This is a genomic window from Paenibacillus sp. CAU 1782, assembly GCF_054551715.1.
On record NZ_JBTOLL010000004.1, the window covers coordinates 1 to 14,306 of the forward strand.

Genomic DNA, 14,306 nt, shown 5'->3' on the forward strand with positions numbered 1-14,306 from the left:
AGGAGTCTGGGCCGTGTCTCAGTCCCAGTGTGGCCGATCACCCTCTCAGGTCGGCTACGCATCGTCGCCTTGGTGAGCCGTTACCTCACCAACTAGCTAATGCGCCGCAGGTCCATCCAAAAGCAGCAGATTGCTCCGCCTTTCCCGATTCCGTCATGCAACAGAATCGCGTATCCGGTATTAGCAATCGTTTCCGACTGTTATCCCGGTCTTCTGGGCAGGTTACCTACGTGTTACTCACCCGTCCGCCGCTAAGTATCAGAGGTGCAAGCACCTCATCAACTCCGCTCGACTTGCATGTATTAGGCACGCCGCCAGCGTTCGTCCTGAGCCAGGATCAAACTCTCCATAAAAGTGTTTGACTTGCTCATTACGTGTTGCTTTATCCATTTGATCCCTTGAAGCATTGCTGCTTCTCAAGGAGATTAAACAGGGCAGTTTCACTCGTTGTTCAGTTTTCAAAGAACAAGCTTTTGTTTCGTTTTGTTTCGTGTGTCCCGCATGTCTCAGCGGCGACTTAAATAATATAACATAGCCGCCTAGAGTAATGCAAGTGTTTTTTAAAATTTATTTATAATTGTTTTTTACCTCTAGAAATGACCCTGTAAAATGAATTCCTAAACTTTAAGAAAAGCCCTGAAATCAGGGCTTTTCAGGCTATCCCAATACTGAATTGCTATATGATCCTTATTATTGCATCATCTTATTAATACCCTTATTCAACTCAATAAAACACTCATGGTGAGAGGATACCCCCGCCATGTCCGAAGCGTCCGGCTCCAGGTAGAGCTTTGCACTGTTGACTGCCAAGACGGCATCATTAAATGCGCCGGCGATTAACCGAACCTTGCTTCCGTAAGTAATATAATCGCAGCACCGAAAACTCCCGCAATGCTTGTTTTCATTTTAGCATCCACGGTGGCTCCGTAATCCTCTCTCTTTAAGCCCCAATTTGCTTAATTCCCAAAATTAAGATCGAATCCATGACTAACCAATACATCATCTACATCAATCTGTTCTATCCCTTCATGCTCCATATGTTTAATCGAAACGCTAGTTATATGATCGTCCTTGCCGGGTAGACATGAGATGGAGTAAGGCGTCATGGCCTTAGCTGTCTTTTTCATTTGCATAACTGGCTGCTCGTGCCCATTGAAATGATTTCGCCTATGAACCACAATAACCTGTTTTGCCAATGCTGCCATTACATTCGCCCAATCAATAGCCGAGTCGCCACCGACAGATATAAGCACGACTTTATTAGCAAATCGGGTATATTCGTTACTGCATAATGGAGATTGGTCAATTCATACCGACTTGCCCCTTCTACATCCAGCTTTTCAATTTGAGTCATGCCTCTTCCGCAGTATAGCAATAATGTCTTCGTATAATGAAGCTCACCTGTTTTGAATGTTAAAACAAAAACTCCGTCTTGCTGGCGCTCCATCATGGCCACTACTTAATTAAATACAATAGTAGGGTCTAATGTACTTGCTTGCTACGCCAAAGCCTCGATTAATGTCTCACAGCGAATAGGCCCGATTCCCCCTACATCCCATATCAGCTTATCAGGGTAAGTGCGCATAAAGCCGCCCAGTTCGCTCTTTGCTTCAATTATCTTTGTTCGCATTGCTCTCATGCCGCTATAAAAAAGCCGCATACATACCCGCCGGCCCGCCGCCTATAATAGTGATGTCATAAATTTCATTGTTTTGACCATTCATTTAGGGCACCAGCTTTCCTACTACATAATCGATAAGCCTACTGGAACAGATTGGGCCAACGCCGTCAATGAAATCACTCGTGATCAGCGGAAACACCCGGTTATTTTTAACAGCATTCAAATTTTCCCACAGTTCGCTCTCCTGAAGAGTAGTCATGGAATCCGAGGCGTCGTAATCTTTCAACGTTCTTTTTTCGAGAAAAATATAATCAGGGTTAAGCTCAGGCAGGATTTCCAGGGAAAACGGCGTGAACCAATATCCAGGATCGCCCCTACGATCTCCTTGGACTCCAATAGTGAGATGGAAGATGCTATGCCGAAGCTGGCGGAAATATTCGACAAGCAGGCCGACAGCGAACAACTGCTGGCAGAATTCAATGTAAAGGACGAAGCAGCTAAAGAGAAGGCGCTTGGAGATCAGACGGTGATGGTGCTGCGGGTTGAGCATAGCCGCTATCGCTATATGGGGGCTAAGGCTGAGGATAGCAGAAGTTCTTCTTGCGCGCGATAAATTCGGTGCCGTGCCAGATAGTCTAGAGGAGGCTGGCCGAAAGCTTCCGCAAATTTGCGTGAGTAATGCCACTGTGTAATGCCTGCGACTTGCGCCAGCTTTTCGCGAGTAATCACTTCCGCATATTGCTCCTGCATGTAGGTTATTGAAGTCATAATACCGGATTCTGCTGATGGCTGCTCATCTAGGCGCAGCATGTATAACAGGTTAAGCAGCTTATACAAAAAAAGCTGGTTGCCCACAAGATTCCGATCCTTAGCTGCATCCTCATAAGCGTCATCCTTCAAATCATTACTGATGTTTGCCAAAAATCCGCCCGTCATCGGCACGATTTGAAAAGATTCTCCGCTCGGCAATTGCCAATTAAATTTTAACTTAGTCCCGGTTACGGGATCACCACTATAAGCAGTGAATAAAGCCTCCCAACCTGCCAAATCCGGACTACCTCCATCCAGAACCTCAATAATGGAACCTTCCTGAACGGAAATGAATTGCCCCATCTCAACATGAACCCTAAAGCCATTAATATTCAAAACCGCTTGGCCGACTAATAGCAGGATAAATGCAGGGCTAGTAAAGGAATGAATTTCACCTGCAATCATCCACTTCTCCATAAGCGGCGTTATTAATTTCCATTAGGCAATCCATGAAGCTATTTCTTGCCCTGTCTTTGCATGCCCGCCATCCATCTCACCTTCACCTCCTATGAATTAACAAAAAAGCCTGATCATCCAAAACTCCAGATGGAGCTTTAGATACAGGCTTTTTACGTTGGTATCTATTTGACGACTTCTTTAATATGAAGATTGCGTTCTACAGACAGATTAACGATCGTGCCGTCGACAGAAACCCAAGGGCGCGTCGGATAGGAACGTTCGCAAAATACGATTTCGCCAACGCGGTCATCGCTCAGACGGACAACCGTGCCGTTGTTGATCTGCGTTACCTTTTCTACAAAGGTTCTTACATACCCCGCGTCCAACTTGCCGAACGATTCCGTCATCAGCTGCTCCAATACCAAATATGGAGATGTAGCCTTGCGGTATGACTTATTCAGCGTCATTGCATGGAAAATATCCGCGATCCCGACGATTTTGGCATAGGGATGGATTTTGGTGGAATCAATCCCTAGCGGATAACCGCTGCCGTCAATTTTCTCATGATGCTGAAGCGCAGCCAGCTTAACTCCCTCGTTAAGCGCGGCGACATTTTTGAGAAGCTGATAGCCAAGAACGGTATGGCGTTTCATTTCCTCGGCTTCATCCTGGGTAAGAACATTGGGCTTGTACAGAATGCCTTTATCAATGCGTACATTGCCAATATCCTTGAGCAGCCCGGCGAGTGCAACCTGCATCCATTCTTTCTGCGGCAACCCGACCCATTGGGCAATCAAATAGGAGGTCATTGCAGATTCAACGCTATTATGAAGCAGATAGTCTCTTTCCGGAAAAGGCCTTGGCATAAAGCTCAGCACCTTGTAGCTATCAATGTGCTGGAGAAGCTTTTCCAATTGCACCCGTATATCCATAATAGGCATGCCTTGTCCCGTAACCTGCGAGTTAAAAATAGTCCGCAGCACTTCAACCATTTTTTCGTATTCCTGCTGCAGCGGCGTTGCCGTTACCTGCCCTTTTGACGCAGGTAACGGCTCTTCCACATTTTCCTCGCTTGCTTTGGGGTCGGCGGCGCTATTTTCAACCTTGACGTTTGATATAAGGAAGGCTTGCAAGATATCCAATTCCCTTGACGAGATCACCTTGCCCTTCTGAAGCAAGACGCTGCCAAACGAAGTAAGGACATCCTCTTCCAGTTTATCTCCTGGCTTAAGCTGCTCAACAATTACCGTTCCCACGGATGTCCTCTCCCTTAATCGCACGAATCATACAGTGTTGTTTATTGCTGGGAATCGCCTTCTCCATCTTCTTGCGCTTCATCCAGGTTTTCGTTTTCCTCGCTCCGTGCCACCCGGGTAACCGTTGCAACGGTATCGTCCTCGCGGGTATGGATAAGTCTGACGCCTTGCGTGTTGCGGCCCATGGAAGAAATGCCGTCCATGCTGGTGCGGATCATAGTGCCAAGTGCCGTCATGATCATCAGATCTTCGTCATTCTCGACAACTTTCAGCGCAACAATTGGTCCGTTTTTATCCGTTACATTCAACGTCTTGATGCCTTTGCCGCCGCGGTTCTGAATCCGATATTCGGATTCAGGCGTACGTTTGCCGTATCCTTTGGAGGTTACGATCAGGACATCCTTATCCTTCTGAACAACGTCCATATCGATAACGACATCGGCATCATCCAGTCCAATGCCCTTAACTCCTGTTGCGGACCGTCCCATGGAACGAACATCGTTTTCCGAGAAGCGAATCGACATGCCTTGGCCTGTTCCCATAATAATTTCCTGGTTGCCGTCCGTCAGCTTCACGCCGATCAGATCATCATCCTCGCGCAAGGAAATGGCGATAAGGCCGACCTTGCGGATGTTGACATAATCATCAAGCGGCGTTTTCTTCACGACACCTTGACGGGTAGCAAAGAACAGGTAGTGGTCGGAGTCGAAAGCTTGTACCGGAATAACCGCATTGATCGTTTCGCCTTGTTCAATTTGAATCAGGTTAATGATCGGCGTTCCCCGCGCAGTCCGGCTCAAATCCGGAATTTCGTAAGCCTTCAGCTTGTATACCTTGCCCTTATTGGTGAAGAACAGCAGGAAGTGATGCGTATTGGATACAAAAAGATGCTCCACAAAATCATGCTCTTTGGTATCCATGCCCATGACTCCGCGGCCGCCACGCTTCTGGCTTCGGTAGGTCGTGACCGGAAGGCGTTTGATATAGCCGGAATGAGTAATGGAGATGATGACGTCTTCGCGCGGGATCAAGTCCTCATCCAAGATCTCATCGTCGCTTGCCGTAATTTCCGTACGGCGCTCGTCTCCAAACCGATCTTTTATCTCGTTCAGCTCCGTGCTGATAATATCAAGCACAAGCTGCTCGTCTCCCAAAATCGCTTTGAATTCCGCAATTTTAACTTGAAGCTCGTTATACTCCGCTTCAATTTTGTCGCGTTCCAGGCCGGTGAGGCGCTGCAAACGCATATCCAAAATCGCCTGAGCCTGCTCCAAGCTAAGCGAAAAACGGCTAATCAAGCCTTCGCGAGCTTCTTCCGTTGTACGAGAAGCACGAATCAGCTTAATGACTTCGTCCAGATTGTCCAGCGCGATGCGCAAGCCTTCCAGAATATGAGCTCTGGCTTCCGCCTTCTTCAGATCATATTCCGTCCGTCTGCGGATAACCTCGATTTGATGCTGCAGGTAATGATAAAGCATTTCCCGCAGGTTCAATGTTTTAGGTTCCCCGTTAACGAGCGCCAGCATATTGATGCCAAAATTGGACTGCAGCTGCGTGTGCTTGTACAGATTGTTAAGCACAACGCTTGGATTGACGTCGCGGCGAAGCTCGATGACAACCCGCATGCCGTTGCGATCGGATTCGTCGCGCAGGTCGGTAATGCCCTCCAGCTTTTTCTCGCGCACCAATTCCGCTATTTTTTCAACCAATCTGGCTTTGATGACCTGGTATGGCAACTCATGAATCAAAATACGGGCTTTGCCGTTATTTTCTTCAATGGTTGCGCGGGCCCGCATGGTAACGGAGCCGCGGCCTGTCAAATAGGCCTGGCGAATGCCCGATAGCCCCATTACAAAGCCGGCTGTCGGGAAGTCCGGCCCTTTCACATACTCCATCAACTCCAGCGGAGTGATATCGGGATTAACAATCATTGCTTGCAATCCGTCAATCACCTCCACCAGGTTATGAGGAGGAATATTGGTGGCCATGCCAACCGCAATGCCGGTTACGCCATTGACGAGCAAATTCGGAAAGCGTGAAGGAAGCACAACCGGCTCCTGCTCCTCGCCGTCATAGTTCGGCTTGAAATCGATCGTTTCCTTGTTGATGTCGCGAAGAAGCTCCATCGCCATCTTCGACAGCCTAGCCTCCGTATACCGCATCGCCGCCGCCATATCGCCGTCGATAGAGCCAAAATTGCCGTGGCCATCAACCAGCATATAGCGCATGGAGAAGTCTTGGGCCATCCGTACCATGGACTCGTAAACAGCCGAATCGCCGTGCGGATGGTATTTGCCGATGACTTCGCCGACGATTCTCGCCGACTTTTTGTGCGGCTTGTCCGGCGACATGCCAAGTTCGGACATCGCATACAGTATACGGCGGTGAACCGGCTTCAGCCCGTCCCTTACATCGGGCAAAGCGCGGCTTACGATGATACTCATCGAATAAGCCATAAAGGAATCACGCATCTCCGTGCCGATATCACGGTTTGTCACTGACAATCGTTGTTCTTCCGCCATGCTTAACCTCCCTGACCTTATCTATCCCATAAACTTGTAGTCCGTTACCTCTATTTCTTTCACAAAGCCGAAGCCTCTAAACACGGCTTCTAGCATTAAACAAGCGTTATTTCGAAAATAGGCAAACTTGCCCTCCCCATACGTCCAAGGACGACATAAAGTAAACAGACTGAGCTTTTATTATACCATATGGAAAACGAGGTGTCTGTAAATTGTCTATTAGACGGGTAAGAAGCAAATGGGCAAAAACCAAAGTGCTCATGAAATCGCCGAGGCTTGCACCCTCTATCCCGCTAACCAAGGTTTTCAATCGCGATAGCTTGCGAAGTCTGCTGCAGAATTACGAGATGGTTTATGTTAAGCCCATGTCCGGCACTTTCGGCAAAGGCGTTATTCGCGTGGAATCGACTCACGATTCTTCTTTTCGCTATCAAACCGGAACGAATGAGCAAAACGCTTCATCCTTCGACGAGTTATACAGAGGGCTGAGGCGCATAACGGGAACGCGCAAGTATCTGGTTCAGCAAGGCATCCATCTGCTCAAACACCGAAAACGCCGGTTTGATCTGAGGGTGATGGTCCAACGCAATCCCCGCGGCTCCTGGGAAACGACCGGCGTAATCGGCCGGCTTTCCCACCCTGACAAAATCGTGACCAATTATCATAACGGCGGCACGATGATGTCTTTCCAGCAATTAATGTCCGGCCACCTCTCCAAGGGTGAAATGACCGGATATTTGAGCAAGCTGCAAACGTTGGGCGTTGCTATCGGGAAGCAATTGTCCACCGCTTACCCCGGTCTGAAGGAGCTTGGCGTCGATGTTGCAATCGATACCGGGCTGAGACCATGGGTGCTGGAGGTCAATACAAAGCCCCATCCCTATATTTTCAACAAGCTGTCCGACAAAAGCATGCACCGCAAAATTGTATCCTACGCCAAAGCCTACGGCGGCATCAAGCGGCGAAGCAGGTAAGCAAGCCCTATTTTTTCGGATGCAGCCTCCAACTCGCCACGTTATCCAGCGCCTGATATGTAAAATGAGCAGCCTGCCTTAGGTCAAGGCGGCTGCTCCTTCCATGTATTAAATATCGAGATTGGTAACGTAACGAGCGTATTTCTGGATAAAATCGCGGCGCGGATCGACGTTATCGCCCATCAGCGTGTCGAATATGATATCGGCTTCCATCGCATCCTCAATGGATACTTGAAGCATGGAGCGGCTTTCGGGATCCATCGTTGTTTCCCACAGCTGCACGGCATCCATTTCGCCCAAACCTTTGTAACGCTGGATGTTGACCTTCACGCCTTCGCCGAACTCGGCAAGAATGACGTTGCGCTCTTCTTCCGTCAATGCGTAACGAACGTTTTTATTGCGTTCGATTTTGAAAAGCGGCGGCTGCGCAATATAGATAAAGCCGGCTTCGATAATTTCCCGCATGTACCGGTAGAAGAAGGTGAGCAGCAGCGTACGAATATGTGCTCCGTCGACGTCGGCATCCGTCATAATGATGATTTTGTGGTATCTGGCTTTTGAGATATCAAAATCATCGCTGATGCCCGTTCCAAGCGCTGTAATGATGGAGCGAATCTCCGCGTTGCCGAGAATGCGGTCAAGGCGAGCCTTCTCAACGTTCAGGATTTTACCGCGCAGCGGCAAAATCGCCTGGAAGTGCCGGTCGCGTCCCTGCTTGGCGGAGCCGCCGGCGGAATCGCCTTCGACGATGTACAGTTCGCTGATGGAGGCGTCCTTGGAGGAGCAGTCCGCCAGCTTGCCGGGAAGCGAGCCTACCTCCAGCGCGCTCTTGCGCCGCGTCAGTTCGCGCGCTTTGCGAGCCGCTTCGCGGGCACGGGCCGCTTGAAGGCCCTTCTCGACGACTTTGCGCGAAATTGCCGGGTTCTCTTCCAGAAACTCCTGCAGCTTCTCTGCAAAAAACGATTCCACGATACCGCGAACTTCGCTGTTGCCAAGCTTGGTTTTGGTCTGCCCTTCAAACTGCGGCTCCGGAATCTTGACGGAAATGATGGCGGTCAAACCTTCGCGCACATCATCGCCGGAGAAATTGGAGTCGTTGTCCTTGATCAGGTTGTTTTTGCGGGCGTAGTCGTTAATGATGCGGGTAAGCGCGCTTTTGAAGCCGGATTCATGCGTTCCGCCCTCATGCGTGTTGATGTTATTGGCGAACGAATAGATATTTTCGGTGTATCCATCGTTGTATTGCAACGAAACTTCAACCTGGATATGATCCTTGGAGCCTTCCACATAAATCGGGTCTTCATGAAGCGCCTCGCGGTTGCGGTTCAAATATTTGACGAATTCGATAATGCCGCCTTCGTATTTGAACGAATTGGATACGCCCGTCCGCTCGTCGGACAACGTGATTTCAATGCCCTTGTTCAGGAACGCCAATTCGCGAATGCGGTTTTGCAGCGTTTCGTATTCATAAACGGTCGTGTCCGTGAAAACCTCCGGGTCGGGAAGGAACGTCGTTTTGGTGCCGGTCGTTTCGCTCTCTCCGACAATCCGCACATCGTATTGCGGCGCGCCGCGGCGATATTCCTGCTGATAAACCTTGCCCTCGCGGCTAACCTGAACGACTACATGCTCCGACAAGGCATTCACTACGGATACGCCTACCCCGTGAAGTCCGCCGGATACCTTATAGCCTTCGCCGCCAAACTTGCCGCCCGCATGGAGAACGGTCATAACGACTTCAAGCGTCGACTTCTGGAGCTTGGTATTCATCCCTACCGGAATGCCCCGGCCGTTGTCGATAACGGTGATGCTATTATTTTCGTGAACGATCACATCGATCTTGTTGCAGTAGCCGGCGAGCGCCTCGTCAATACTGTTATCGACAACTTCCCATACCAGATGGTGAAGACCTTTTCCGCTGGTGGATCCGATATACATACCGGGACGTTTGCGAACGGCCTCCAATCCTTCCAGAACCTGAATCTGACTCTCGTCATACGTATGCTGTTCCAAAGACATGCAAGTTCACTGCTCCTCTCAACTGCTCTTCCTGTTCCTTATCCGTTCGCTACAAACAGATGCGCCCTCTTCTTAAGCGTCGAGGACGATATTGGCGAATAATAGATCCTTTTTTTGGTGACGACGATAGACTTGGGCTCTTCCTCGCCAATCGTCTCCACATCCTTGCGTTTGCGAGCACCCGCAACAAATTGCTTGGAGAGCTTTGAGGACTGCTCAATTGAAATATCGAAAATGGCAACGAGCTCCGACGTGCGAATGATTTTTTCGCCGCCAAGATGAATATACATGCCGTCTCACCTCTCCTAGGGCGCTATGCTACCTAGTCACTCTGCCATCGCGCACATAATAGATGCCGGCATCGTGGAGCTTGCTCATGTTGACGCTCTCCAGGCCGGTCGTCGTAATAAAGGTTTGCACCTTGCTTTGGAAGGTTTCTATCAACTGGGTTTGCCGGTTTTGGTCGAGCTCCGACAACACATCATCCAGCAGCAGCAGGGGATATTCGCCGATTTCTTCCCGAATCAGCTCGATCTCCGCCAGCTTAAGCGACAACGCCGTTGTCCGCTGCTGTCCTTGCGAGCCGAAGACATGGGCCTCCTTGCCGTTAATGAAAAAAGCAAGGTCGTCCCGATGCGGTCCCGCAAGCGTGACTCCTCTCCGAATCTCCTGATCTTTCACCTGTGTTAACTTTAACATAAATTGCTCAAATAAAACAGATTCATCTTGTTCGAGGTCGCATTCGAAGGAAGGCCGGTAGGCAATGGATAGTTTCTCGGTTCCTCCCGTAATGCCGGCATGAATCTGTTCCGCAAAGCCCTGGAGCTTCTGTATGAAGTCTTTCCTTTTTTTCATAATTTTAACACCGTGCTCTGCCAGCTGCATATTCCAGATTTCCATCATGGTATCATTCATTTTGCCGCTGCCGCCGGTTTTCAGGTAGTTATTGCGCTGCTGCAGCACTTTTCCGTATTGCTGGAGCGTATACAGATAGCCGGGCTGTACTTGCCCGATTTCCATATCCAGAAATCTGCGGCGTACGCCCGGCGTTCCTTTCACAATTTCCAAATCCTCGGGAGCAAACATGACGACGTTGATGGAGCCGATAAAGTCGCTCAGCTTCCGCTGCTCAAGCCCGTTGATTCTGGCCTTTTTCCCTTGCGAGGAAAAAGCCAGATCCAGCGTAACCGATCCGTAGCGCTTATCCGCAGCGGCGCTGATGCGGGCGGCGTCTCCCTGCCAGCCGATCAGCTCCTTGTCCTTGGAGGTCCGATGCGACTTCGACAGCGCCAAAACAAATATCGCTTCCAGAAGATTTGTTTTTCCTTGCGCATTAGGCCCCAGAAAGACGTTGACCCCATTGCTCGTTTCCAGTTCCAGGCTTTCATAGTTGCGATAATTTTGCAAAGCAATGCTTTTCAAAAACACGTTACGCCCTCCCGGCCCGTTTCACGCTTTATTTTGCCGTTACGATAAAGGCGCCGCAGCCTTCCACTTCCACTTTGTCTCCGGGGTACAGCTTGCGGCCGCGACGGTTGTCAGGCTCGCCGTTAATGTGGACAACTGCTTCCTGCAGAAAAAATTTAGCTTGTCCACCTGTGGATATGCAATCCGACAGCTTCAGAAACTGTCCTAATGCAATATATTCCGTATCGATTCCGATTTCTTTCATCATTCGCGCCTCCATTCTGAATTGGCTGGCTTGGGCCTAGCCGGTTGTCCGATACGGCAGAATGACATACATGCTGAAATCATGATCCATCGGACGAATTATAATTGGGCGCATTGCTCCCGTAAAACCGATGAACAGCTGCTCGCTGTCGATGACTTTGAGAACGTCCAGCATATATTTCGAGTTAAAAGCGATCCGCAGCGGCTGACCCGACATTTGTCCGGCATCCAGCTGCTCCGTTACCCGTCCAAGCTCCGTGGAGCTGGATGAGATTTCAATTCCTCCGCTTTCAAGCGTCGTCAGACGAACGATATTCGTTTTTTCCTCGCGAGACATCAGATAGGCGCGGTCAATCGCGTCCATCAGATTTTTGGTATTCAGCACAAGCTCGGTTTCGTAAGCATTGGGAATGATTTTGGATGTATCGGGATAGGTTCCGTCCAGAATGCGCGTATAGAACAGGATGTTGTCCACTTTGAACAATACCTGATTATCGGCAACAACGACATCAACCATTGTATTTTGGTCCGGGATCAGTCTCGACAGTTCAACCAGCGTTTTGGCCGCAATGACGATATTGCTGAAATGATAGGAGCTGTCCAAATCGACTTTGGTCGTGCGGCTGGCAAGACGATGGCGGTCGGTAGCCGTAAATTTCAATTCTCCCTCGTTAAGGTTCCACAACACACCTGTAAGAATCGGGGTTTGTTCGCTGGTTGAAGCGGCAAGCACCGTTTGCCGGATCATGGATTTAATCAGATCTCCAGGAATTTGAATGACCTGATTTTGATCGATGGAAGGCAATACGGGATATTCCTCGGGGTCTAGTCCCACCATCTGAATTTCCGAAGATCCGGAGGAAATAACGGTTTGAAACTGTCCCGTTACTTCAATGGCGACTTGGTCGGAAGGCAGCTTTTTGACGATTTCCACAAAAAACTTGGCTGGAAGCACGACGCTTCCGGGTTTATCGATTTGGGCAATTATTTTGTCTCCTTGTTCTACGGAAACAAAGCTTTGAATAGAAATATCAGTATCGCTGGCTGTGAGCGTTACGTATTGATGATTAACATCTATTTTGATGCCTCCGAGAATCGGAATGGCCGGTCGTGGCGATACGGCTTTTGCGACTTGTTGAATCGCATCGTTCAGTTCGTTTTTAGAGATGGTCAGTTTCATCTTTTCACCCGTTTCTTTGGAATTCGCAGACGTTTGAACTACCGCTTTAAGACGGTATTATTTTAAAAGATTTTTAGTAGCAGTAGCAGTAGGGGCCCTGAATATGTGGATAACCCCATGGAACAGGGATAAAGCAAGCCTATCCACATGTGCATAGTGTGTGCATAGGCTTGCTTCGTTGTTCACATATGATTTTTGATTTTTTCAATCAGATTCTGAATAATCTTCCCCAGATCCTGGTCGTTCTTGAGCTGCTGCGTAATTTTTTCATGGGCATGAATAACGGTGGTATGATCTCGGCCGCCGAAGGCTTCCCCGATTTTGGGCAAGGAATAATCCGTCAGCTCGCGAGACAGGTACATGGCGATTTGGCGCGGATACGCCACCGCCTTCGTCCGTTTCCTCGCTTTGAACTCCTCCAGGCGCAAACCGTAAAATTCGCCCACTTTGGTCTGAATGTCGTTAATTGTAATCATTCGCGGACGGCTGGAAGGAATAATGTCCTTAAGCGCCTCCGCCGCCAAATGCGAGGTAATGTCCGCATTCATTAAGGAAGAGTAGGCCACGACCCGAATGAGCGCGCCTTCCAGCTCACGGATGTTGGTGTCGATCTGGCTGGCGATATAGTTCATCGCTTCGTTGGGAATATCCAGATTCTCGGACCGAGCCTTTTTGCGCAGAATCGCTATGCGCGTCTCCAGATCCGGCGCCTGGATATCCGTAATCAGCCCCCATTCAAACCGCGAACGCAGCCGGTCTTCGAGGGTCGGAATTTCTTTTGGCGGGCGGTCACTGGAGATGACAATTTGCTTGCGCGCTTCATGCAGGGCATTGAAGGTGTGGAAAAACTCCTCCTGCGTCTGCTCCTTGCCGGCAAGGAATTGAATATCGTCGATGAGTAAAACGTCGATGTTGCGGTACCTTGTGCGGAAGCTTTCGCCCTGGCTGTCGCGAATGGCGTTGATGAACTCATTCGTGAACTTTTCGGACGAGATGTACAGCACTTTGGTGTCGGGATTGTGGTCCATTATAAAATGTCCGATGGCGTGCATGAGATGCGTTTTGCCAAGGCCGACGCCGCCGTACAGAAACAGCGGGTTGTACGTCTTCGCCGGGGCTTCTGCTACAGCCAGAGAGGCTGCATGGGCAAAACGGTTGTTGACGCCAACGACAAACGTATCAAATGTATATTTCGGGTTAAGCATATGAGTGTGGGGTTCATCGCTCAATATAGGAGCTTGAACCGGCTTTGGCGGCGGTACGAGGCTTTGCTCCGCCGATTTCGGCTCTTCAATCGTAAATTTTACGTCGACCTGTCTGCCCAGAAATTCATGAAGCGTTTTTCTGATCAGATTGGTATATCGTCCTTCCAGCCATTCTGCGGCAAAAGTTGTCGGCGCTGTTATTTCAAGTAGGGAATCATCGCGAAAAGAAGCCTTGGTTGCTTTGAACCAGGTGTCAAAACTGGGTTTGCTGAGCTTCGTTTGGATGATTGACAATACTTGTTGCCATAAATCGTAGGTATGGCTGTCCACAGACTGTCACTCCTTAATCGTCACTTGCTTGAGGGCGCGGTTTGCGCGGAAAATATGTCGAATAGGGCGGCGTTCAGACGAAGCCGTCCACATTATGACGGATTTTATGGTAAGATTCATAAACAGGGGATGAGTTTGTTCACAATGTTATCCACAACCTGTTAATAAAATTGTGGAAAGCGATGGTCCATCCACAACGAAAACATATACATCATAGCAAATGACGCCTTATATTTCAACGCATTTAAGCATATTATCCACATCCTCAACAACTTGTGTATAAATCTTATCGACAACACAAGATATTGTTTATATCATG

At 49.2% G+C, this 14,306-nt stretch carries 11 protein-coding genes, 1 rRNA gene and 1 pseudogene; 1 reads left to right on the forward strand and 12 read right to left on the reverse strand.

Annotation, left to right across the window (positions count from 1 at the left end; translation table 11 throughout):
• The 6 genes and pseudogenes from ACX93W_RS12280 to gyrA form a co-directional block, all read right to left on the reverse strand.
• A 16S ribosomal RNA gene (locus tag ACX93W_RS12280) occupies positions 1 to 353 on the reverse strand; the annotation flags it as partial.
• A 337-nt stretch (positions 354 to 690) separates the two neighbouring features.
• Positions 691 to 1,724: pseudogene (locus ACX93W_RS12285) on the reverse strand (NAD(P)/FAD-dependent oxidoreductase).
• Entirely contained in the window at positions 1,725 to 2,171 is a 447-nt protein-coding gene (locus tag ACX93W_RS12290) for a hypothetical protein (protein ID WP_459392670.1), read from the reverse strand.
• An 11-nt stretch (positions 2,172 to 2,182) separates the two neighbouring features.
• On the reverse strand, positions 2,183 to 2,836 hold the full coding sequence (locus ACX93W_RS12295) for a hypothetical protein (RefSeq protein WP_459392671.1): 654 nt from the start codon (positions 2,834 to 2,836) through the stop codon (positions 2,183 to 2,185).
• A 176-nt stretch (positions 2,837 to 3,012) separates the two neighbouring features.
• Positions 3,013 to 4,086 carry an HD-GYP domain-containing protein gene (locus ACX93W_RS12300; RefSeq protein WP_459392672.1) on the reverse strand — a complete coding sequence of 358 codons (1,074 nt, stop codon included), beginning with the start codon at positions 4,084 to 4,086 and terminating at the stop codon, positions 3,013 to 3,015.
• 41 nt (positions 4,087 to 4,127) lie between these two features.
• The gene (gyrA, locus tag ACX93W_RS12305) at positions 4,128 to 6,608 is read right to left on the reverse strand and encodes a DNA gyrase subunit A (RefSeq protein WP_459392673.1); all 2,481 of its coding nucleotides are present in this window, start codon (positions 6,606 to 6,608) and stop codon (positions 4,128 to 4,130) included.
• Between the two features lie 212 nt (positions 6,609 to 6,820).
• On the opposite strand from gyrA, the gene ACX93W_RS12310 reads away from it, so the two are divergent.
• A complete protein-coding gene (locus tag ACX93W_RS12310; RefSeq protein WP_459392674.1) occupies positions 6,821 to 7,582 on the forward strand; it encodes a YheC/YheD family protein in 762 nt (253 codons plus the stop codon).
• A gap of 108 nt (positions 7,583 to 7,690) precedes the next feature.
• Here the strand turns inward: ACX93W_RS12310 and gyrB are convergent, their stop codons facing one another.
• The 6 genes from gyrB to dnaA all read right to left on the reverse strand — a co-directional run bounded on the left by gyrB (position 7,691) and on the right by dnaA (position 13,987).
• Positions 7,691 to 9,601, reverse strand: a complete 1,911-nt coding sequence (gene gyrB / locus ACX93W_RS12315; protein ID WP_459392675.1) for a DNA topoisomerase (ATP-hydrolyzing) subunit B — start codon at positions 9,599 to 9,601, stop codon at positions 7,691 to 7,693.
• A gap of 38 nt (positions 9,602 to 9,639) precedes the next feature.
• A complete protein-coding gene (gene remB, locus ACX93W_RS12320) occupies positions 9,640 to 9,891 on the reverse strand; it encodes an extracellular matrix regulator RemB (RefSeq protein WP_459392676.1) in 252 nt (83 codons plus the stop codon).
• A gap of 28 nt (positions 9,892 to 9,919) precedes the next feature.
• Positions 9,920 to 11,029 carry a DNA replication/repair protein RecF gene (recF, locus tag ACX93W_RS12325; RefSeq protein ID WP_459392677.1) on the reverse strand — a complete coding sequence of 370 codons (1,110 nt, stop codon included), beginning with the start codon at positions 11,027 to 11,029 and terminating at the stop codon, positions 9,920 to 9,922.
• Between the two features lie 28 nt (positions 11,030 to 11,057).
• Positions 11,058 to 11,273, reverse strand: coding sequence for a S4 domain-containing protein YaaA (gene yaaA, locus ACX93W_RS12330; RefSeq protein ID WP_068681605.1), 216 nt, complete (start codon positions 11,271 to 11,273; stop codon positions 11,058 to 11,060).
• Between the two features lie 36 nt (positions 11,274 to 11,309).
• Positions 11,310 to 12,452: a DNA polymerase III subunit beta gene (gene dnaN / locus ACX93W_RS12335; protein ID WP_459392678.1), complete on the reverse strand. Its 1,143-nt coding sequence runs from the start codon at positions 12,450 to 12,452 to the stop codon at positions 11,310 to 11,312.
• A gap of 182 nt (positions 12,453 to 12,634) precedes the next feature.
• Positions 12,635 to 13,987: a chromosomal replication initiator protein DnaA gene (gene dnaA / locus ACX93W_RS12340; protein ID WP_459392679.1), complete on the reverse strand. Its 1,353-nt coding sequence runs from the start codon at positions 13,985 to 13,987 to the stop codon at positions 12,635 to 12,637.
• Between the last annotated feature and the right edge of the window lie 319 nt (positions 13,988 to 14,306).